This is a genomic window from Mycobacterium europaeum (assembly GCF_002102155.1).
GTDB lineage: Bacteria > Actinomycetota > Actinomycetes > Mycobacteriales > Mycobacteriaceae > Mycobacterium > Mycobacterium europaeum.
Genome location: NZ_LQOU01000042.1, coordinates 97,532 through 117,834, shown reverse-complemented (window position 1 = coordinate 117,834; position 20,303 = coordinate 97,532). Strand labels below are relative to the sequence as shown.

Sequence of the window (20,303 nt, the reverse complement as noted above, 5' to 3'; positions counted from 1 at the left end):
CCCCCCACCCACCCGGACAGTCCGGAGGCGCCGAACCTCGACATGTCGATCACCGTGGGCTGGAACGCCGCGGTGAAAGCCGGCGTGAGCCGCGAAGAGATGGACGCGTGGGCGCTGCGTTCGCACCACAACGCCATCGCCGCGATCGACGAGGGCCGCTTCAAAGAGGAGATCGTCCCCATCGAGACGCCGCACGGGCTGTTCGCGGTCGACGAACACCCGCGCCGCGACACCACCATGGAGAAGCTGGCCGCACTCAAGCCGCTGCACCCCGAGATCGAGGGCTTCTCCATCACCGCCGGCAATGCCTGCGGCGCCAACGACGGTGCCGCCGCGCTGACGATCGCGAGCGATCAGCTCGGGCTGCCCGCGCTGGGGACCGTGCGGTCCTGGGCGTCAGTCGGCGTCGACCCCGCGATCACCGGGCTGGCGCCGGTGGAGGCGATCCCGAAAGCGCTTGCCCGTGCCGGGCTTTCCATCTCGGACGTGGATCTGTTCGAGATCAACGAGGCCTTCGCCGCGATGTGCGTGGCCACCGTCAAGCTACTCGACCTTGATCCGGACAAGGTCAACGTCAGCGGCAGCGGATGCTCGCTCGGGCACCCGGTGGCGGCGACTGGCGCCAGGATGCTGGTCACGCTGGTGCATGAATTGCGCCGTCGTGGCGGCGGATTCGGGGTAGCGGCCATGTGCGCGGGCGGCGGGATGGGGTCCGCGACCGTCATCGAGGTCCCAGCCCCCTAAATGGAGATCGCCGACTTGATTGCCGGCGCGCGCAACGGATCTCCGCGTGCGACGGGTCGGCTCCTCTCCCTCGTCGAGGGCGAGCGCCGCGACGAGGTGCTGGCGAGCATCGAGCCGGCCCCGGTCAACGTCATCGGCATCACCGGGCCCCCGGGCGCCGGCAAGTCCACGACGATCGCCGCTCTGGTCGGCGCCTACCGGGAACAGGGCCGCCGGGTGGCGGTGCTGGCGGTGGACCCGTCGTCGCCGTTCAGCGGTGGTGCGCTGTTGGGCGACCGGATACGAATGGCCGCGCACATCAACGACTCCGACGTGCTGATCAGGTCCGTGGCGACCCGCGGTCACCTCGGGGGACTGGCCGCGGCGGTCCCCGCCGCCATCCGCCTGCTGGGGGCGATCGGTTACCACGTGGTCCTGCTGGAGACGGTGGGCGTGGGGCAGTCCGAGATCGAGATCGCCGCCGTCGCCGACCCCACCGTCGTCATCCTCAATCCCGGTGCGGGCGACGCGGTCCAGGCCGCCAAAGCGGGCGTGCTCGAAGTCGCCGACATCGTCGTCGTCAACAAGGCCGATCGCGAGGGTGCCGCGCAGACCGTGCGCGACCTGCGGGCCGAGACGGACGCCCCGATCATGAGCCTCATCGCCGACCGCGGTCACGGCGTCGCGGAGCTGGTGACCGCCATCGAAGACCATCACCGCGCCGACAGTCGTGCCCGCCGGCTGGCCCGCGCCAAAGCGCAGATCCTGTCGCTGGCGCAGACCCGCCTGAGGAGCCGGCCGGAGCTGGACCGGCTCGCCGAAGCGGTCGTCGACGGCGGCCGGGACCCGTACTCGGCGGCCGAGCGGCTGCTGTCACCGACCACTCAAGACCCGGACTGACGCCTGGCGTTGTCCCCCAATCGGGGGAACGGCGATTCATCCCGTTTGCGGACCGATCGGCGGAGGCCCGGCCGCGCCGATCTCCCTACGTTGATCTTGTGCTCGACGGCACGATCCGCCATGAGTTAGGAGACCCGGCAATGGCTCGCACACCCGAACTGTCGGCCGCACACCTCGGTGAACAGCTGGAGCTGTACCGCCGGATGTGGGTCCTGCGACTGCTCGACATGGCGCTGGAAGAGTCGCGAATCGACGGCCTGCTCAACGGCCCCATGGTGGCCGCGTTCGGCCAGGAGGCCGTGGCCGTCGGCACGATCGCGGCGCTTCGACCGGGCGACATCATGAGCACCGCGATCCGGCATTTCGAACACGCCCAGCGAGTCGGTCGGGTCCTGCCGTTGGGACCGGCCATCGCCGAGCTGATCGTGCCGAGCCCGGTCGCGGCCGGCGGCGTGCCGGAGAGCCCGTTCGCGACCGAATGGAAGCAGATCTTCGCCGCGTCGGACCCGGTGCGGCGATCGATGGTGTTCGCTCTCGGTGACGCGTATGCGCAGCAGGTGGCCGGCGGCGGCAAGGTCACGCTGTGCGTCATCGGTGACGACGCCGTGAACTCCGCCGAGTTCAAGTCGGCCGCGGCGATCGCGCTGACGTGGCGCCTCCCGGTGGTGTTCGTCGTCGAAGACATTCGCGACGGGTCCGGTGTGCGCCGTGGTCCCCGCGAGCGCCACGGATTGCCCGTGCTGGCGGTCGACGGCAAGAACGTTGCGGCGGTGCATGACTCGGTCGCCCAAGCCGTGCAGCTGGCCGGCTCCGGCGGCGGCCCCCGCCTGGTCGAGGCCGTCACCTATCGGACCAACCACCCCGCCGGGGTCGATCCCCTGGTTTACGCCCGGCGCCAGCTGACCCGAGCGGGCGTCAGCGCCGCGCACCTCTACGAGGTGGAACGACGGGCCCGCCGCCTGGTGGCCGAGGCCGCCGCGTCCGCGAACGCGCAACTGCGTGCGGAGCGTCCGGCACCGGTGAGCGAACCGGGCCACTGGTCGCCCGCTAGCTGAGCAGACCTTGCCGCATCGCCTCGGCAACGGCCGCCGCCCGATCGCTGACGCCGAGCTTCTCGTACAGGCGCTGCACGTGGGTCTTGACCGTGGACGGCGCCACAAACAGCTCCGCGGCGATCACGGGGATGCTCTGACCGCGCGCAATCCGGTTGAGCACCTCGCGTTCTCGCGCGCTGAGCACGGGGCCAGTCGGTTGCGCGCGGTGACGGATCTCCGCGGTGAGGCCGCCCACCAGCGCGGGCGCCACCACGTCGCGGCCCTGCGCGCAGTCGAGCACGGCCTTGACGATCTCGCTGCGCGTCGAGTCCTTCAACACAAACCCGGCGGCGCCCTGCTGCAGCGCCTGGTACACGATGGCGGGCTCGTCGTGCGCCGAGATCAACAGGACGCGGGTCGGCAATTGCTGGCTCCTCACCGCCGCCGCCACCTGCCCGCCATCCATGCCGGGCATCCGGAAATCGAGCAGCGCGACGTCCGGCGAGTGCTGCTTGATCAATTCCAGTGCCGTCGAGCCATCCTCGGCCTCCGCGACGACATTCACCGAACCGCTCGACGAGAGCGCGCGCACGACGCCCTCCCGAAAGAGCGGGTGATCGTCCCCGACGACCACCCGCACCTTGTCGGACGATGCGGGGCCGGCCATGGCGATGAGTCTAGCCCGCAAAGCGTCGGCGGCAATCGGCTGCAACTCTGATGCGCGTCGGTGCGGTTTGCCCCGACGGAGCCGTCGCGGATGAGTACTGTGTTCGCGTGGCAATCGCCAGTGATGCGGAACTGGGTCGGGTGCGCAGGCTTCACCAGCTGCGCTCGTACCGGCTCGCGGCGGTCCTCCGGATCGGTGTGGTGGGCCTGATGATCGCTGCGATGATCAGCGGCACCCGGCGCTCCGAGTGGCCTCAGCAAACTGTGCTGATCGTCGCCTACACCGTGGTCGCGCTATGCGCTCTGGCGCTGGCATTTTCACGGAGTCGACGTTGGCTCGGCCGGGGCCGGCTGGTCGGGGCCGCCCGCCTGGAGCCGTTCGCGTTCACCGTCATCGACGTTGTCGTGCTGACGGTCTTCCAAGTGCTGTCAACCAACGGGCTCCACCCGTTGCTGATCATGACGGCCCTGCCGATCTTGATAGGGCTCGATGTCTCGTCCCGGCGGGCGGCGGTGGTGCTGATCTTCTCGATGGTGGGGTTCGGGATCGCGGTGCTCGAGGACCCTGTGATGGTCGGGTCGATCGGCGTCACCGAAGCCACGTTCCGATTCCTGCTCTACGGGTTCTTGTGTGTCACAGCGTTTGTGGCCGTGCGCGTCGAGGAACGGCATACCCGCTCGATCGCCGGGCTCAGCACCCTGCGCGAAGAACTGCTCGCCCAGACGATGACCGCCTCCGACGTGGAGCAGCGCCGGATCTCGGAATCCATCCACGACGGGCCGCTGCAGGACATCCTGGCCGTGCGCCAGGAGCTCGTCGAATTGGATGCGGCGATGCCCGGCGACGAGCGCGTGGGGCGCGCACTGGCCGGACTGCAGCTGGCGTCGGAGCGGTTGCGGCAGGCGACCTTCGAGCTGCATCCGGCCGTTCTCGAGCAGGTCGGCCTGGCGGCCGCGGTCCAGCAGTTGGCCACCTTCGCCGCCCGGCGATCGGCTATCGAGATTTCGACGGACATCGACTACCCGATCCGGTCCGACATCGACCCGGTGGTGTTCGGGGTGGCGCGCGAGTTGTTGTCCAACGTCGTGCAGCATTCGCAGGCCCGCAGCGCGTCGGTCACGCTCGGGATCACCGACCAGACCTGCGTGCTGCATGTAATCGACGACGGCGTGGGATTCAACGACGCGACGGTCGCGCGCCGCCTCGGCGAGGGCCACATCGGATTGGCCTCGCACCGGGCCCGCGTGGAGGCCGCCGGGGGAGTCTTCGCCTTTCTCGATGCTCCGGTGGGCACCCACATCTGCGTCGAGTTGCCGATCGCTAAATAAGTCGCGATCTTCTGGGTACGCCTATCGCAATGAACCACAACATCGACATCGTCCGCGAGTACTTGGAGATCTCTTACACTCCCGGCCGTGCCGGCGCGGAAGCCGTTTCGCACCTGTGCGCCCCGAACAACCGCTTCATCGCGCCGACCACCTTCCCGGACGTTCATACGCTCGAGGAGTACGCCGAGGACCATGGCCGGCTTATGCAGCAGGTGAACGACCTCCACATCATCAGCTTCGACGTCCTGTTCGCCGCCGCCGATCGCGTCTGTCTGCGCTATACCGCCGAGGGCGCGCACCGTGGTGAACTGCACGGAGACATCCAGCCGACTGGTCGGACGGCGCGCTGGTCGGCGGCCGCCCTCTTCCAGGTCGACGACGGGAAGCTCGTCGAATTCATCAAGGAGTGGAACAAGTTATCGATGTGGGAGCAGCTGGGCTGGCCGGTGGATGAATGCCTGACGGCGAGCCACCAGCACGCCGCCGGCCGCAGGTGATCACATCGCGCGGCCCGTTACTTCAGGTCGACGGACTTCCCGGTGGCGGCGGCATGGCCGGCTCGGTATCCGAAAACCATTGCCGGGCCCAGGGTTCCACCCGCGCCGCCGTAGGCGCGTCCGGTGACTCCGGCCATCGCGTTGCCGGCGGCGAACAGGCCCGGTATCGGCTCACCGTCGACGTGCAGCACGCGCCCGTCGCGGTCGGTGCGCGGTCCGCCCTTGGTGCCCATCGCGCCGATGCACACCGGCACCGCGTAGAAGGGGGCGGTGTCGATCGGGCCGAGGGTTTTCCCGGCGAGTGTGGTCGCGCTGTCGTCGCCCCAATAGCCGTCGTAGGCGCTGGAGCCGCGCCCGAAATCGGGATCGGCGCCTTCGGCGACGTGGCGATTCCAGTCCTCGACGGTGCGGACCAAGCCGGCCGCGTCGATGCCGGTCTTGGCGGCCAGCTCGACGAGATCCGCCGACTCGCAAAACCACTCCGGAACGCGCTGTCCCGGTTCGGTGCCCAGGAATCCATAGCGCTGCAAGTGGATTGAATCGAACACCATCCACCCGCGGTCGTTGACGTACCCGCCGCGCGGATCGAGGTAGTGGAAGGCGCCGGCCATCGAGTTGTAATCGCACGCCTCGTTGACGAAGCGGCGGCCCGCCGAGTTGACGATGATGCTTCTCGGCCGGGTGCGTTCCAGGCGCACGCTGCGGCTGCGTGGCTTGCCGTCGATGGTGTCACCGGGGATCTGGACGATCGGCACCCACCACGCTTCGCCCATGTTGGCCAGGTCGGCGCCGTGCGCCATCGCCATGCGCAGGCCGTCTCCGGTGTTGTTGGGCGGGGACACCGCCCCGTGCATCGGGCCGCGCAGGAATGCCTGGGCCAGACCCGGATCCCATTCGAAGCCGCCGACACCCAGGACGACCCCGCGGCGCGCGCGCACGGTGATGGTTCGCTCGGGCACCGCGATGCGCACCCCGACGATCTCGCCGTCCTCGGCGATGAGCTCCTCGGCCCGGGCGTCGGTGTGCGGTGTGACCCCGACGTCGAGCAGCCCCTTGAGCAGGCCCGCAATCAACGCCGTGCCGGCGACGCAGAGGTCGCTGCCCTCGTCGATCGTCACATGCAGGCGCGCCCTGGTTTCGGCGTCGATACCGACGTTGGACCAGTCGGCCGGAAACGAGGTGATCCGCTTGCCCCACTCGCCGATCTGGTTCAGGTCGAACGGTCCCGCGCTCAGTGAGCGGCCCCCGCCGGGCCGTCCACCCGGCAGCTCTGGTCGGTAGTCGGGGAAGCCGGTGGCGATCTCGAAGCGCAGACCGCTGTGTGCCTCGACGAAGTCGAGCATCGCCGGGCCGGTGTGCACGAACGTTTCCACCAACTCGTCGTCCATCGAGCCCAGGGACTGCGCGCGCAGGTAACGCAACGCGTCCGCGGGTGTCAATTCGCCGTCGGGGCAACGGTTATGGGCGGGGATCCACACCACGCCCCCCGACACCGCGGTGGTCCCCCCAACGGTCGGCGCCTTCTCGAAGACCTCCACCGAGGCGCCCGCGGCGGCCGCCGACAGGGCGGCGGTGAGCCCGGCGCCGCCGGTGCCGAGCACGACGACGTCGACTTCTTTGTCCCAGGACATGGACTGCTATCCCTTCAGCTCAGCAGCTCGGACAGCTGCTTCGCGGCTTTGACGACCGCATCTTTTCCGCGCATCACGACGTCTTCCCGGTGCGAGATGAGGTTGATGCAGGTGGGAGGGGACGGGGCCGGGCGGCGCACCGCCACGGCGAGCCCGTAGGTGTTCGGCTCGATCTCTCCGTACGTGGTCACCCAGCCGCGTTCGCGTGCGCGGGTGACCAGCTCTCGTTCCCCCGGGCGCGGCGGCATGCTTGCGAGCAAGGCGATTCCGGCGGCGCCGCGGTTCAGCGGATAGCGGCTGCCTTCGTGGAAGGACAGTTGGTAGGCCACGTGGCTCGGCACGATGACCGCGATGGCCACCTGCTGGTCACCCTCGGCGATGAGCAACGACACGGTGGTGCCGAGTTCGTCGGCCAGCGCGCGCAGCGTCGGGAGGCTGACTTGGCGGACGTTGCGGTCGAATGACGCGCCGAGCACCGCGAGCCCGGCCGCGGGCCGGTAGCGACCATCCTCCCCCTTGGCCACCAGCCGGAACTCCGCCAGCGTCGTCAGCAGTCGGTAGGCGATGGTGCGATGCACCCCAATTTGGTCGGCGAGCTGTTGCACGGTGAGCCCGCCGGGGGAGTCCGCGACCATCTGTAGCGCGGTCAGTCCCCTGGCCAGCGTCTGCGAACCCGTTCCCGAACCCGTCACAGCCTTGACAGACCCACGTCCGAGAGCGAAGCTCTATATATAACGCACATCAATGTGCGATATTAGCACACCAGATACGGCAAAAACGAGAACAAGATTTCCCATCTTTCGGCCGGAGAGGAACCGTGGCGGAGTTCGAGAGCATCTGGAGCGATCTCCAGGGCGTCGCGTTCGAGCAGGGCTACCTCGACGCCGGGGGGGTGCGGACCCGCTATCTCCGGGCCGGGGATCCCGGCACGCCGGTGCTGGTGCTGTTGCACGGATCCGGCGGCCACGCCGAGGCCTACGTCCGAAACCTGGCCGCGCATGCCGAGCACTTCTGGACGTGGTCGATCGACATGCTGGGGCACGGCTACACCGGCAAGCCGGGCCACCCTCTGGAAGTCCGCCACTACGTCGAGCACCTGATGGCGGTCCTGCGCACCATCGGCGTCGACCGCGCCTCCATCAGCGGTGAGTCGCTGGGCGGCTGGGTGGCCGCCCGCGCCGCCATCGACCACCCCGACGTCGTGGACCGGCTCGTCCTCAACACCGCCGGCGGCTCCCAGGCCGACCCGGTCGTGATGAATCGGATCATCACCCTGTCGATGGCCGCGGCCGAGGACCCGGCCTGGGAGACGGTGCAGGCACGGATCAAGTGGTTGATGGCCGACAAGTCCAAGGACTACGACGACTTGGTCGCCAGCCGCCAACGCGTCTACCGGCAACCGGGATTCGTCGACGCCATGCGCGACATCATGGCGCTGCAGGATCCGGAGATCCGGGCGCGCAACATCATCGGTCCCGACGAGTACGGCGCGATCACGGCGCCGACGCTGGTGCTGTGGACCAGCGACGACCCCACCGCGGACGTGACGGAGGGCCGCCGCATCGCGTCGATGATCCCCGGCGCGCGCTTCGAGGTGATGCCCGGGTGTGGGCACTGGCCGCAGTACGAGGACCCCAAGACCTTCAATCGTTTGCATCTCGACTTCCTGCTGGGGCGGTGATGGGCGGGGCGGGGCGCGAGCCGGCGGGAATCGAGACCGACGTTGTCGTGGTCGGAGCCGGTCCGGTCGGCCTGACGTTGGCCAACATTCTCGGCCTGCAGGGCATCCGCACGGTGGTGGTCGAAGAACGCGACACCCTGATCGACTATCCGCGCGGGGTCGGGCTCGACGACGAGGCCCTGCGGACATTCCAGTCGATCGGGCTCGCCGACCGGGTGGTGCCGCACACGGTGCCCAATCAGATCCTGCGTTTCGTCGACGCCAAGCGGCGCGTGCTGGCCGAAATGGCCCCGCCCGACGCGCGATTCGGATGGCCGAAGCGCAACGGCTTCGTCCAACCGCTTGTCGACGCCGAATTGCTGGCCGGCCTGGACAGATTCGAGCACGTCGAGGTGTGGTGGGGGCGCCCGATGGCGGCGTGCCAGGAGAGCGACGACGGGGTCACCGTCGAACTCGGCGGGGAGCGCGACCACGAAACGTCCAGCCTGCAAGCGCGTTACGTGGTCGGTTGCGACGGTGGTCGCAGCACGACCCGCCGCATGATGGGTGTCTCTTTCGACGGAACCACCTCGTCGACCCGCTGGCTGGTGGTCGACGTCGCCAACGACCCGCTCGGCCATCCCAACAGCGAGGTCGGCGCCGACCCCGAACGCCCGTACGCCTCGATCTCGATCGCGCACGGAATTCGCCGATTCGAGTTCATGATTCACGCCAACGAGACCGACGAGCAGGCCGAGGACCCGGAGTTCCTGACGCGGATGCTGGCCCGGATGGTGCCCCATCCCGACCGCGTCGACGTGATCCGGCGGCGGGTCTACACGCATCACTCGCGGATCGCCGGCGCGTTCCGCAGGGGCCGCATGTTACTGGCCGGGGACGCCGCGCATCTGATGCCGGTATGGCAGGGCCAGGGCTACAACAGCGGGATCCGGGACGCGGCCAACCTGGGCTGGAAGCTCGCCGCGGTGGTCAGCGGCCGCGCCGACGACAAGCTCCTGGACACCTACGACGTGGAGCGCCGCAAACACGCGCGGGCGATGATCGACCTGTCCACGATGGTGGGTCGCGTGATCTCGCCGACCAACCGCCGGGTGACCGGCGCCCGCGACCTGCTCGTGCGGTCGGCCTCAATTGTGCCGTCGCTCAAGCGGTATGTGCTCGAGATGCGGTTCAAGCCGATGCCGCGCTACGAGCAGGGGGCCGTCGTGCATAGTGCTCCCGGCCGGGCGGATTCGCCGGTGGGCACGCTGTTCATCCAGCCCCGGGTCGATACCCGCGATCGGCAGAACGTGCTGCTGGACGACGTGCTCGGGGACTGGTTCGCCGTGCTGTGCTGGAACAATCACCCCCGCAGGATTCTCGGCGACGTCGCCTTCGCGAACTGGAAAGCGCTGGGCGCCCGGTTCGTTGCGCTGCGGCCGCTGACCCAGCTGCACTGGACCGGACACGACGATCCCGATGTCGTGGTCGTGGGGGACCGCGACGGGGCCGTCAAATCCTGGTTCGACACCCACCAGGAATCGGTGTTGTTCCTGCGTCCCGACCGGTGCGTCGCCGGCGCCTGCATCGCGCAGCGGGCGCCCGACCTGAGCGCCGCGCTCATCGATGCGCTCACGCTCACGCCCCGAGGGGGTGATCCGCAAAGTGGCACTGGCTCTGTGCTGTATGTCGCACAGCCCGCTCCTGAATCTTCCGGGGCCGGCGCGGGACCTGCTTGACGACATCGAAGGCGCGATCGCCGACGCGCGACAATTCGTCGACGACTACGACCCCGAACTCGTCGTCATCTTTTCCCCGGACCACTACAACGGCTTCTTCTACAAGATGATGCCGCCCTTCTGCATCGGCACCGGCGCCACCGGGGTCGGCGATTACGGCACCTATGCCGGCCCGCTGGACGTTCCGGAGGACCTGGCGACCGAGTGCGCGAAGGCCGTGCTGGACGCGGGCGTCGACATCGCCGTCTCGGCCTGCATGGACGTCGATCACGGCACCGTGCAGCCGCTGGAGAAGCTGTTCGGCGAAGCCACCTCTCGCCCGGTCATACCCGTCTTCATCAACGCGATCGGCGTGCCGCTCGGGCCGATAGGTCGGTGCCGAGCGCTCGGTACCGCCGTCGGCCACTATCTGGCCACGCTGGACAAGCGGGTGCTGCTACTGGGATCCGGTGGGCTGTCCCACAGCCCACCGGTGCCGGCTTTGGCCACCGCGCCGCCGCCGGTGCTCGAGCGCATCGTGCACGGCCGGCCGATGACACCCGAGCAGCGCCAGGCGCGGCAGGCGGCCGTGATCGAGGCGGCCAGGAGCTTCGCGGCCGGCGACAGCGACCTGCAGGAACTGAACCCGGTGTGGGATCAGCGGTTCCTCGAGATCATCGACGGCGGCCGGCTGGGCGAACTCGACCAGTGGTCGAACTCGTTCGTGGCCCACGAGGGCGGCAGTTCCGCGCAGGAAATCCGAACCTGGGTCGCCGCATTCGCGGCGCTGGCGAGCGCGGGCCCCTACGAGACCGTCGGCCGCTATTACAAGCCGGCCGCGGAGTTGATCGCCGGTTTCGCCATCAGGACGGCGGTGCCGAAATGACCGCGGCGCCGGATGGTTTCGACCACGTCGTCGACGTGCTCGTCGTCGGATCGGGCGGCGGCGGCATGACGGCGGCGCTGACCGCCCAGGCCGCCGGACTGGACACGCTGGTGGTGGAGAAGTCGTCGTTCTTCGGCGGCTCCACCGCCCTGTCCGGCGGCGGCATCTGGGTGCCCGGGGCGCCCGCCCAGCGCAGGGAGGGTTACGCCCCCGAACCCGAACGCGTCGTCGAATACCTGCGCCGGATCACCGACGGACTGGTCAGCGAGGCGCGCATCCGGCAGTACGTCGAGTCCGCCCCGAAGATGCTGGAGTTCCTCGAACGGCTCTCGGGGTGGTGTGAGTTCGTCTGGAAGCCCGGCTATGCCGACTATTACCCGGAACTGCCCGGCGGATCCGAACTCGGCAGCACGATCAACGTGCCGCCCATCGACCTGCGCACGCTCGGCCGCGACGAGCAGCGGCTGCTGCAGCCCCTGGCGCTGGCCCCGAAGGGAATCTGGCTGGGGCCCAGGGAGCTTCGCACGTTCTACCGCATCCGGCAGTCGTGGGCCGGCAAGGGGGTGCTGCTCAAGCTGATCGCGCGGATGGTCCGGGCGCGGGTTTTCGGCGAGCGCATGGCGGCCATCGGCCAATCGCTGGCCGCCCGGCTCCGGTTGACCATGCGCGAACGCGGCATCCCGCTGTGGCTGGACTCGCCGATGACCGAGTTGCTCACCGACGCCGCGGGATCGGTGACCGGTGTGGCGGTCGGGCGGGACGGAGATATCCGGCGGATCGGGGCGCGGCTCGGCGTCATCCTGGCGTCCGGTGGCTTCGACCACGACCTGGCCTGGCGCAAGGAACTCCTGCCCGTCGTGGACCAGGACTGGAGCTTCGGAAATCCCGCCGCCATGGGCGACGGCATCCGTGCGGCCCAAAAGCTGGGTGCAGCAACGGAGCTGCTCGACGAGGCATGGTGGTTTCCCGCCATCCAATGGCCGGACGGCCGCATGCAGTTCATGCTCAACGAGCGCATGATGCCCGCGCAGTTCATCGTCAACGGCGACGGCAAGCGCTTCATCAACGAGGCGGCGCCCTACATGGACTTCGGCCACGCGATGATCGACGGCCAGCAATCGGGGGTCACCCACATCCCCTGCTGGTTGATCACCGACCACCGGTCGTGGAATCGCTACGTCATCGGCGGGCACCTGCCGATACCGAAAATCCCGGGCGCGCCGGTGCCCACCGGGCGTCGGGTCCCGGCGGCCTGGCTGGAATCGGGCGTGGTCAAGGCGGCCATGACGTGGCAGGAAATGGCGGACAGGATCGGTGTGCCGGCCGCGAACCTGGCCGAAACCGCCCGCCGATTCAACGAACTCGCCCGTACGGGCCATGACGACGACTTCAACCGGGGGGACAGCGTCTACGACAACTACTACGGCGACCCGACGCTGCCCAACCCGAACCTGTTCCCGCTGGGCAACCCGCCGTACTACGCCTTCCGGATCGTCCTCGGCGACCTCGGGACGTCGGGTGGCCTGCGGACCGACGAACACGCGCGGGTGCTTCGCGACGACGACACCGTGGTGCCGGGGCTCTACGCGGTGGGTAACACCGCGGCCCCGGTGATGGGGCGCAGCTACGCCGGCGCGGGGGCGACCATCGGGCCGGCGATGACCTTCGGCTTCGTCGCGGCGAATCACATTGCCGCACATGCGGCCAAACGGACCCTTAGTTCTCATAGGAGGTAACGATGAAAATCTCGCTGTTCTACGAGTTCGCCCTGCCGCGGCCGTGGGCGCCCGACGACGAACACGTCATGATGCAGGAGTGTCTCGACGAGGTCGAGGCCGCCGACAAGGCGGGCTTCTCCACCGTGTGGCTGACCGAACACCACTTCCTCGAGGAGTACTGCCACTCGACGGCACCGGAGATCTTCCTGGCCGCGGCCAGCCAGCGCACCAAGGACATCCGCCTGGGGTTCGGCATCATGCACCTGCCCCCGGTGGTCAACCACCCCGCCCGGGTAGCCGAACGCATCGCCACCTTGGACCTGCTCTCCAACGGCCGCGTCGAGTTCGGCACCGGCGAATCGTCGTCCGTCGGTGAACTCGGCGGATTCAACATCGACCCCGCCGACAAGCGCGCCCAATGGGAGGAGGCGCTCGAGGTCTCGATCCGCTGCATGATCGAGGAACCGTTCGCCGGATTCAACGGCCAACACGTCCAGATGCCGGCGCGCAACGTCGTTCCCAAGCCGCTGCAGAAGCCGCATCCACCCGTCTGGGTCGCCTGCACCCGGCCGGCGAGCGTGCAAATGGCCGCCCAAAAAGCAATCGGCGCACTGAGTTTCGCCTACACCGGTCCCGGGCCGCTGACCGAGCGGGTGAACGGCTACTACAAGGAGTTCGAAGAGAGCGGCGTTCCCGTCACACCCCGGATCAATCCGAACATCCTGGCCATCGGGGGCGACCTGTCGATGATGGTCGCCAAGACCGACGAGCAGGCGCTGCAACGGCTGGGAAAGGGCGGCGGATTCTTCTCGTTCGGGATCATGCACTACTACATGACGGGCGTGCACACCCCCGGGCGGACCGGCGTGTGGAGGCGGTATCTCGAAGAGGTGGAAAAGGATCCGACGTTGGCCTACGGGCCCGGGCGCGGCGCGATCGGGTCGCCGGCGACCGTCCGGGAATTCCTGCGCGGGTACGAGGAGAGCGGTGTCGACGAGATCATCCTGCTGCTCAACCCGCGCAGCCACGAGGGCACCATGGAATCCATCGAGTTGATGGGCTCCGAGGTGCTGCCCGAGTTCATCGAACGCGACGCCAAGGCGGTCGCCGAGAAGGCGAAGCGGCTGGAACCCGTCATCGAGAAGGTGGAAGCGCGGCGGCCCGCACCGACCGCGCCGCAGTTCGACGAGAAATACTCGTTCGGCGGCCTGCCCACCGGTCGGGGCGGTAAGTTCACCGCCAGCGAGATCCCCGAAGCCATGGCGGAGATCAACGAGGGCCGCGTCCAGGCGGCGCAGCGCCTGAAGGAGCAGCAGCAGAAGAAGTGACCCCGGACGGTCGCTGAATGAGGAGCCGGTCTTGGGATCGATCGACGAGCTCTGGCGCTACGACGGCCGCCGCGCGGTGGTGACCGGATGCGCCTCGGGCATCGGCGGACACGTGGTGCGCCAGCTCGGCGAACTCGGCGCGGACGTCATCGGGCTGGACAAGCGTCGACCCGATGTCCCGCTCAACGACTTTCGTGAGACGGACCTGGCCGACCCTGGCTCGATCGATGAGGCCGCAGCGGCGATCGGCGGGCCGGTCGACGCACTGTTCAACGTCGCCGGTGTCTCGTCCGGGATCGGTGACCCGGTGCTGGTCGCCACAGTCAACTTCCTGGGCCTGCGTCAGTTGACCGAGGCGCTGGTCCCGAAGATGGCTGCGGGATCCTCGATCGTGAGCGTCTCCTCCCTCGCGGCCGCCGCCTACCGCGAACATGCGGCCGCGGTGGCGCCTCTGCTGAACACCGCGACAATGCGGGAAGGCATCGATTGGTGTCGCGCCAATCACGAGGGCTTGGGCAACGGTTACCAACTGTCCAAAGAGGCGATCATCTTCTACACCATGCGAAGTGCTACGCCCTTGGGAGCCAGGGGCATCCGCATCAACTGCACGGGTCCCGGGGTCACCGAGACCCCGATCCTCGACCAGCTGCGCACGGCCTACGGTCAGGGCTTCCTCGACGACATCCCCAAGCCGTTGGGCCGGGTCTCCGATCCGGCCGAGCAGGCCGCGGTACTGCTCTTCTTGAATAGCGGCGCAGCCAGCTACATCACCGGGCAGATCATCTGGGTCGACGGCGGAAACGTGGGCGCCGCGATCGCTCGTGAGCTCGTGAATGGACGGGAAGGAGCCCCGTGACCGACTTGACTGATTTCCGGCGCGTCGCGCGCGACGTTTCGAATTGGGGAAGGTGGGGCGACGACGACGAGCTCGGCACGCTGAATTTCATCACCGCGGACAAGGTGGCCCACGCCGCGAGTTTGGTCAGGCACGGCAAGGTGTTCCCGCTCGGCGTCGACTTCGGCGCCTCGGGGCCGCAGGGCGCCTTCGAGTTCCGGCACAACCCGGTCCACATCATGACCGTCGATGGCGGCGACGCGAACACGCTGGCCAAGTACGGACCCAGCTGGCCGCGTAACCCGTTGGCCCAGCAGCTCAGTGGTTATATGACGGCCGACAACCCGTTTCGTTTCAACGACGACATCATCATCATGCCGTTGCAGGCGGCAAGCCAGTGGGATGCGCTGTCCCACGTCTACTACGACGATCACCTCTACAACGGTTTTGCGGCGGATTCGGTGACCAGCATGGGCGCCTACCACTGCGGCATCGACAAGGTCGACGTCAAGGGCATCACGTCGCGCGGTGTGCTGCTGGACTTGGTTCGCCACCGAGGGGCCGACGTCTTCCTCGCAGCCGGGAACCCGATCTCGCCGGAAGAACTCGACGACGTGGTTCGCGCCCAGGGTGTGACGATCGGCCGGGGCGACATCGTGCTGATCCGGACCGGCTGGTGGACAAGTTTTCTCATGACCGGGAACAAGACGGAAGGTTACTCGGGGCTGGACTGGCGATGCGCCCAGTGGCTGCACGATCACGAGATCGCTGCCGTCGCCGCCGACAACCTTCAGGTCGAAGACCTGGTGTCCGGCATCGACGGCATCACCTTCCCCCTGCATCTGCTCTGCCTGCGCGATATGGGGATGATCTTCGGCGAATACTGGGATCTCACCGCGCTGGCCGAGGACTGCGCCGCAGACGGCGTCTACGAGTTCCAGCTCGTCGCCCCACCCCTGCGGGTTGTCGGCGCGGTGGGCTCTCCGGTCAACCCGATCGCGATCAAGTGATGGACTTTGAGCGCAAGACGATGCTGGTGGACGGCCTGGCCACCAGCTACCTGGAGGCGGGCGACGGCGACCCGGTGGTACTGCTGCACGGCGGGGAGTTCGGTGCCGGCGCCGAACTGGGCTGGGAATGCAACATCGCCGCACTCGCGGCTCGATACCGGGTGCTGGCGCCCGACCAGCTGGGCTTCGGGCAGTCGGCGAAGGTCATCGATTTCGTCGACGGGCGCGGAATGCGGATTCGGCACGTGGCGCGGTTCTGCGAGTTGCTCGGCGTCGGCTCGGCGCACTTCGTGGGCAACTCGATGGGCGCCATCAACCTGCTCACCGATGCCACCTCGGACGCGCCGCGGCTGCCAGTCCGCAGCCTGGCGATCATCTGCGGGGGCGGAGAGATTCAACAGAACCGGCACTTCGAGGCCCTACAACAGTACGACGCAACGCTTCCGGGCATGCGGCGCATCGTCGAGGCGCTGTTCTGCGACCCGGGCTATCCCGACGACGACCGCTACGTGCGGCGCCGCTATGAGTCGAGCACCGCGCCCGGCGCGTGGGAGGCGGTCGCCGCGGCCAGGTTCCGCCGCCCGGGCGCCACACCGTCGGCCACGCCTTCGAGTGCCCGCGCGTACGAACGCATCACCGTGCCGACGCTGGTCGTGGAGGGGGGAGCCGACAAGCTGCTTCCGGCCGGCTGGGCCGCCCAGATCGCCAAGGCGATCGACGGCGCCCGGTCGGTCGTTGTCGACAAGGCCGGACACTGCCCGCAGATCGAGCAGTCGACCACGGTGAACCGGCTGCTGCTCGACTTCCTCGGCGACGCCTGAGGCTCAGAACACGTAGTCCAGCCGGGTCTGCATGCCGGCCTCTTGGTGATAGGTGTTGTGGCAGTGCAACTGCCACAGGCCCGGATTGTCGGCCACCAGCACGGCGAGCAGCTTCTGCTTGGGCAGCACCATGAGGGTGTCCTTGCGCGCACCGGGACTACCGTCGGCCTTGATCAGCTGAAACGTGTGGCCGTGCAGGTGCATCGGGTGATACATCATCGTGGTGTTGTCGAACGTGATGGTGGGCCGATCGCCCTGGCGGATGTGCAACGGCTCGGTGTCGCTGTAGGGCTTTCCGTTGATCGTCCAGTTGTATTGGGTCATGTTGCCGCCCAGCACGACCGGGAGGTTCAGGCCGGGCTGCGGCCGGCCCAGGTTGACTGGCGTTGTCGCGGTGAACATTTCCACCGTGCCCACCCGTCGGTCGAGTTCGGCCGGGTGGAACCCCGGGTCGGGTGCGCTGCCCGCGCCGGTGGACAGCAGCGTTCGCGCCAGGGCGTTCTTCCCTTCGGCGAGCGCGACCAGCGGAAAAACGCCGTCGGCTGCGGTCACGATGACGTCGTAGCGCTCCGCCATGCCGATGAGCAGGGCGTCGACCCGGACCGGCACCACGGGATAACCGTCGGTATGCGTGACCGTCATCGAATGGCCGCCCAGCGCGACGCGAAACGTGGTGTCGGAGCCGGCGTTGATGAAGCGGATCCGGATGCGCTGTCCCGGCTTGGCGTTGAAGGTCATGGGCGCGGCGGGAATTCGGCCGTTGACCAAGTAGTAGGGGTAGGCGATGTCCCCGGTGTCGCCGCCGAGCAGATCGCTTCTGCCGACGCCGCCCCCCGGCGCCGCGGCCGGCGAAGCTGGCGGGCCGCTCGAGGTGGTGCTGGTCGACCTTGACGAGGTCTCACCGGTCGACGACGTGGTGCTCGGCGTCTCACTGGTCGTGGTAGTGCCAGTGGTGGTCGTGCTCGTCGTGGTCTCGGGGGCGCTTGGCGGGCCGGGCTTGTTGGGGCTGGTCAGTTCGGTGTAGAGCTGCTGCGGCGACTTCCCGACGCCGTCGGTCCAATCATCAAGGACCACAATCCATTCGGCGTCGTAGTCGCCTTCGGTCGGGTCGTCGACGATGACCGGCAGGTAAAGGCCCGTGTCGGCGTCCAGACCGGTGTGCGGATGGGCCCAGTAGGTGCCGGCGTCCGGGACGGAGAACCGGTAGGTGAAGTCCTGGCCGGCGGGGATGTTGGGGGTGGCGGGCGCGGCGCCGTCCATGTCGTTGCGCAGCGCGATGCCGTGCCAGTGCACCGACGTCGGGCGGTCGAGCCGATTCGACACCGTCACCGCCAGCTCGTCACCGATCCTGGCCCGGATCGGTGAGCCCGGGATGGCGTTGCCGTAGGCCAGCGTGCGCACGACCGGGCCGCCCAGGTCGACCTGGACCTGCTGGGCGGTCAGCCTGGCGGTGACGGTGCGGCCGCTGTGCGGCCGGGCGGCCTCGGCCGCGGCGATGGCGGCGGCCAGCTGAGCGTTGCCGGACGGCGGGGGCTTGGACTGACTGCACGCCGCCAGTGCGAATCCGCCGGCGATGCCGGCGGCGATGAATCCGCGCCTGGTGAGCCGACCGCCGGGGGCGGTGGTCTCGCTCGTGGGAAGCACAGACATCACCGCTCCTCGTCGTCGTCGATCTCTGGCGTTCTATACGCTGCTCGGCCGCGGGGCTCAGCGCAACTACCCATGCGGTTGATGTCGAGATTGCCGCCAGGGTCGTGCCGTCGACGGCAACCACAGCCCCGACGGCAATCTCGGGATGGCGGGGTCCCTACTACTGTGCGCCGCTGGGCGCCTGGGAAGCCATCCAGTCATCGAACGTGGTGGCGTAGACGACGACGTCTTCGCCATCGACGGGAACGATGCTGCGGTCATCGAGCAACGCACCGTAGTAGCGGACGCCATTGTCGGTGACCACTTGGCGCTCATCGCCGGTCGCGGCGAACCGGGTCCGGATGAAATCGTCCATGCCGCGCTTCTCGGGGCCGGCGATGTTGGTCAGCCCGTTGACCGGGTCACCGGTCGTCGCGCGGGTCACGGCCGTGGCGACATCCGCCGCGGCGATCGGCTGGAACGCCCCGTGCGGCGCGCGGACGGTGTCGCCGTCGGTCATCGAATCGGCAATGCCGTCAACGAATTCGAAGAACTGGGTCGCCCGCACGATCGAATACGTGGCTCCCGATTCCACGATTTCTTTTTCCTGGGCGATTTTGGCTCGCATGTAGCCACTTTCGGCCGTCCGGTCCGCCCCCACGATCGAGAGCGCGACGTGATGCTGGACGCCGGCCGCCCGCTCCGCCTCGAGGAGGTTGCGGGTCGAGGTGGTGAAGAAGTTCAGAACGTCCTCGTCGGCCCAGGACGGCGAGTTGGAGACGTCGACAACCGTGTGGACACCGGCCAACGCTTCGGCGACGCCTTCGCCCGTCACGGCGTTGACCCCCGACCTCGGCGAGGCCGGGACGGCCTCGTGGCCCAGCTCGCTGAGTTGGGCGACGACCTGTGATCCGATGAGTCCGCTGCCCCCGACGACCAAAACCTTCATGACCACGCCTCCCGAGTCTCCCGATGAACTGGCCCACCCAGCATGGCGCTTGCACAGGACGTGCGGAACCCTCAATGTCTGCGCGAGGCGATGCCGAGGAACGGCGGCCCTTAAATCAACTGCTTGACTTAACGCTCGCGGCACCGATTAACTCGTCGGGTGGTCAACGAATTGGATGGCAAGGTCGCCATTGTCACCGGCGGTGCGTCCGGCATCGGCCGCGGGATCGTGGAACGGTTTGCGGCCGAGGGGGCGCGGGTCGTCATCGCCGACGTCGAGGCCGACAGGGGGGAGGAGTTGGCCGCCACGCTGGGTCCCCAAGTCCTGTTTCGGCGGACGGACGTCTCCGATCCCGAACAGGTCGGCGCGCTCGTCGCCACCACCGTCGAGAAATTCGGCGGACTGGACGTCATGGTGAACAACGCCGGGATCTCCAGCCCGTTGCGCCGGCTGCTCGACGATGACCTGTCCGACTTCCACCGCGTGATGGGGGTCAACGTGCTGGGGGTGATGGCCGGTACCCGCGATGCCGCCCGACACATGGCCGACCGCGGCGGCGGGTCGATCATCAACCTCACGTCGATCGGTGGGATCCAGGCGGGCGGCGGCGTGATGATCTACCGCGCCTCGAAGGCGGCGGTCATCCAGTTCACCAAGTCCGCGGCAATTGAGCTGGCGCGCCACGAGATTCGGGTCAACGCGATAGCGCCGGGTAGCATCCCGACGCCGATCCTGGCGTCGTCGGCGGTCGATGTGGACCCGGCCGAGCTGGCGCGGTTCGAGGCGCGGATTCGCCAGGGGATGCGTGACGACCGGCCGTTGAAGCGGGAGGGCACGCCAGACGACGTCGCCGAGGCGGCGCTGTACTTCGCCACCGATCGGTCGAGGTATGTCACCGGCGCCGTGCTGCCGGTCGACGGGGGGACCTCCGCCGGCAAGGTCATCCGCTCGCCCAAGAGCGAGTGAGGT

The 20,303-nt window shown here is 68.4% G+C and carries 19 protein-coding genes; 14 read left to right on the top strand and 5 right to left on the bottom strand.

The window, feature by feature from the left end; translation table 11 throughout:
• The 3 genes from AWC03_RS20000 to AWC03_RS19990 all read left to right on the top strand — a co-directional run.
• Positions 1-744 (top strand): thiolase family protein (locus tag AWC03_RS20000; protein ID WP_085242458.1); only part of this gene is annotated, 744 nt, incomplete at its 5' end.
• On the top strand, positions 745-1,623 hold the full coding sequence (gene meaB / locus AWC03_RS19995) for a methylmalonyl Co-A mutase-associated GTPase MeaB (protein ID WP_085242442.1): 879 nt from the start codon (positions 745-747) through the stop codon (positions 1,621-1,623). It abuts the gene before it with no gap.
• 140 nt (positions 1,624-1,763) lie between these two features.
• Positions 1,764-2,678 (top strand): thiamine pyrophosphate-dependent enzyme, encoded by a 915-nt coding sequence (locus tag AWC03_RS19990; protein WP_211279256.1) that lies wholly within the window; start codon positions 1,764-1,766, stop codon positions 2,676-2,678.
• Here AWC03_RS19990 and AWC03_RS19985 read toward each other — a convergent pair.
• Entirely contained in the window at positions 2,671-3,324 is a 654-nt protein-coding gene (locus AWC03_RS19985; RefSeq protein ID WP_085242441.1) for a response regulator, read from the bottom strand. The two genes, AWC03_RS19990 and AWC03_RS19985, sit on opposite strands and share 8 nt — an antisense overlap.
• 107 nt (positions 3,325-3,431) lie before the next feature.
• Here AWC03_RS19985 and AWC03_RS19980 point away from each other — a divergent pair, with 107 nt between their 5' ends.
• Positions 3,432-4,652 carry a sensor histidine kinase gene (locus tag AWC03_RS19980; protein ID WP_085242456.1) on the top strand — a complete coding sequence of 407 codons (1,221 nt, stop codon included), beginning with the start codon at positions 3,432-3,434 and terminating at the stop codon, positions 4,650-4,652.
• Between the two features lie 29 nt (positions 4,653-4,681).
• On the top strand, positions 4,682-5,149 hold the full coding sequence (locus AWC03_RS19975) for an ester cyclase (protein WP_085242440.1): 468 nt from the start codon (positions 4,682-4,684) through the stop codon (positions 5,147-5,149).
• A 17-nt stretch (positions 5,150-5,166) separates the two neighbouring features.
• Here the strand turns inward: AWC03_RS19975 and AWC03_RS19970 are convergent, their stop codons facing one another.
• Both AWC03_RS19970 and AWC03_RS19965 read right to left on the bottom strand, forming a co-directional pair.
• Positions 5,167-6,780: an FAD-dependent oxidoreductase gene (locus tag AWC03_RS19970; protein ID WP_085242439.1), complete on the bottom strand. Its 1,614-nt coding sequence runs from the start codon at positions 6,778-6,780 to the stop codon at positions 5,167-5,169.
• Positions 6,781-6,794: 14 nt separating this feature from the next.
• The gene (locus tag AWC03_RS19965) at positions 6,795-7,472 is read right to left on the bottom strand and encodes an IclR family transcriptional regulator (protein WP_085242438.1); all 678 of its coding nucleotides are present in this window, start codon (positions 7,470-7,472) and stop codon (positions 6,795-6,797) included.
• A gap of 125 nt (positions 7,473-7,597) precedes the next feature.
• Here AWC03_RS19965 and AWC03_RS19960 point away from each other — a divergent pair, with 125 nt between their 5' ends.
• Genes AWC03_RS19960 through AWC03_RS19925 form a run of 8 tightly spaced genes read left to right on the top strand, consistent with a single transcriptional unit; the run spans position 7,598 to position 16,756 of the window.
• The gene (locus AWC03_RS19960; protein ID WP_085242437.1) at positions 7,598-8,461 is read left to right on the top strand and encodes an alpha/beta fold hydrolase; all 864 of its coding nucleotides are present in this window, start codon (positions 7,598-7,600) and stop codon (positions 8,459-8,461) included.
• Positions 8,461-10,179 carry a bifunctional 3-(3-hydroxy-phenyl)propionate/3-hydroxycinnamic acid hydroxylase gene (locus tag AWC03_RS19955; protein ID WP_085242436.1) on the top strand — a complete coding sequence of 573 codons (1,719 nt, stop codon included), beginning with the start codon at positions 8,461-8,463 and terminating at the stop codon, positions 10,177-10,179. Before AWC03_RS19960 ends, AWC03_RS19955 begins: the two co-directional genes overlap by 1 nt.
• Positions 10,127-11,044 carry a 3-carboxyethylcatechol 2,3-dioxygenase gene (locus AWC03_RS19950; protein ID WP_249025922.1) on the top strand — a complete coding sequence of 306 codons (918 nt, stop codon included), beginning with the start codon at positions 10,127-10,129 and terminating at the stop codon, positions 11,042-11,044. Before AWC03_RS19955 ends, AWC03_RS19950 begins: the two co-directional genes overlap by 53 nt.
• Entirely contained in the window at positions 11,041-12,780 is a 1,740-nt protein-coding gene (locus AWC03_RS19945) for an FAD-binding protein (protein ID WP_085242434.1), read from the top strand. The genes AWC03_RS19950 and AWC03_RS19945 overlap by 4 nt, the downstream gene beginning before the upstream one ends.
• A 2-nt stretch (positions 12,781-12,782) precedes the next feature.
• A complete protein-coding gene (locus AWC03_RS19940) occupies positions 12,783-14,090 on the top strand; it encodes an LLM class flavin-dependent oxidoreductase (RefSeq protein ID WP_085242433.1) in 1,308 nt (435 codons plus the stop codon).
• A gap of 31 nt (positions 14,091-14,121) precedes the next feature.
• On the top strand, positions 14,122-14,946 hold the full coding sequence (locus AWC03_RS19935) for a coniferyl-alcohol dehydrogenase (RefSeq protein ID WP_085242432.1): 825 nt from the start codon (positions 14,122-14,124) through the stop codon (positions 14,944-14,946).
• Positions 14,943-15,935, top strand: a complete 993-nt coding sequence (locus tag AWC03_RS19930; protein ID WP_085242431.1) for a cyclase family protein — start codon at positions 14,943-14,945, stop codon at positions 15,933-15,935. The genes AWC03_RS19935 and AWC03_RS19930 overlap by 4 nt, the downstream gene beginning before the upstream one ends.
• Positions 15,935-16,756 (top strand): alpha/beta fold hydrolase, encoded by an 822-nt coding sequence (locus tag AWC03_RS19925; RefSeq protein WP_085242430.1) that lies wholly within the window; start codon positions 15,935-15,937, stop codon positions 16,754-16,756. Before AWC03_RS19930 ends, AWC03_RS19925 begins: the two co-directional genes overlap by 1 nt.
• Positions 16,757-16,759: 3 nt before the next feature.
• On the opposite strand, the gene AWC03_RS19920 is transcribed toward AWC03_RS19925, so the two are convergent.
• A complete protein-coding gene (locus AWC03_RS19920; protein WP_085242429.1) occupies positions 16,760-18,406 on the bottom strand; it encodes a multicopper oxidase family protein in 1,647 nt (548 codons plus the stop codon).
• Between the two features lie 160 nt (positions 18,407-18,566).
• Complete coding sequence (locus tag AWC03_RS19915) at positions 18,567-19,334, bottom strand: SDR family oxidoreductase (protein WP_085242428.1); 768 nt, start codon at positions 19,332-19,334, stop codon at positions 18,567-18,569.
• Positions 19,335-19,493: 159 nt separating this feature from the next.
• On the opposite strand from AWC03_RS19915, the gene AWC03_RS19910 reads away from it, so the two are divergent.
• Positions 19,494-20,300, top strand: coding sequence for an SDR family NAD(P)-dependent oxidoreductase (locus AWC03_RS19910; protein WP_085242427.1), 807 nt, complete (start codon positions 19,494-19,496; stop codon positions 20,298-20,300).
• The last annotated feature ends 3 nt before the right edge of the window (positions 20,301-20,303 follow it).

Excerpts from the sequence above, each read along its gene's own strand:
- AWC03_RS19990 (WP_211279256.1), top strand. The coding sequence starts at position 1,764 with ATGGCTCGCACACCCGAACTGTCGGCCGCACACCTCGGTGAACAGCTG.
- AWC03_RS19925 (WP_085242430.1), top strand. The coding sequence starts at position 15,935 with ATGGACTTTGAGCGCAAGACGATGCTGGTGGACGGCCTGGCCACCAGC.
- AWC03_RS19950 (WP_249025922.1), top strand. The coding sequence starts at position 10,127 with ATGTCGCACAGCCCGCTCCTGAATCTTCCGGGGCCGGCGCGGGACCTG.
- AWC03_RS19945 (WP_085242434.1), top strand. The coding sequence starts at position 11,041 with ATGACCGCGGCGCCGGATGGTTTCGACCACGTCGTCGACGTGCTCGTC.
- AWC03_RS19915 (WP_085242428.1), bottom strand. The coding sequence starts at position 19,334 with ATGAAGGTTTTGGTCGTCGGGGGCAGCGGACTCATCGGATCACAGGTC.
- AWC03_RS19985 (WP_085242441.1), bottom strand. The coding sequence starts at position 3,324 with ATGGCCGGCCCCGCATCGTCCGACAAGGTGCGGGTGGTCGTCGGGGAC.
- AWC03_RS19975 (WP_085242440.1), top strand. The coding sequence starts at position 4,682 with ATGAACCACAACATCGACATCGTCCGCGAGTACTTGGAGATCTCTTAC.
- AWC03_RS19970 (WP_085242439.1), bottom strand. The coding sequence starts at position 6,780 with ATGTCCTGGGACAAAGAAGTCGACGTCGTCGTGCTCGGCACCGGCGGC.
- meaB (WP_085242442.1), top strand. The coding sequence starts at position 745 with ATGGAGATCGCCGACTTGATTGCCGGCGCGCGCAACGGATCTCCGCGT.
- AWC03_RS19955 (WP_085242436.1), top strand. The coding sequence starts at position 8,461 with ATGGGCGGGGCGGGGCGCGAGCCGGCGGGAATCGAGACCGACGTTGTC.
- AWC03_RS19940 (WP_085242433.1), top strand. The coding sequence starts at position 12,783 with ATGAAAATCTCGCTGTTCTACGAGTTCGCCCTGCCGCGGCCGTGGGCG.
- AWC03_RS19920 (WP_085242429.1), bottom strand. The coding sequence starts at position 18,406 with ATGTCTGTGCTTCCCACGAGCGAGACCACCGCCCCCGGCGGTCGGCTC.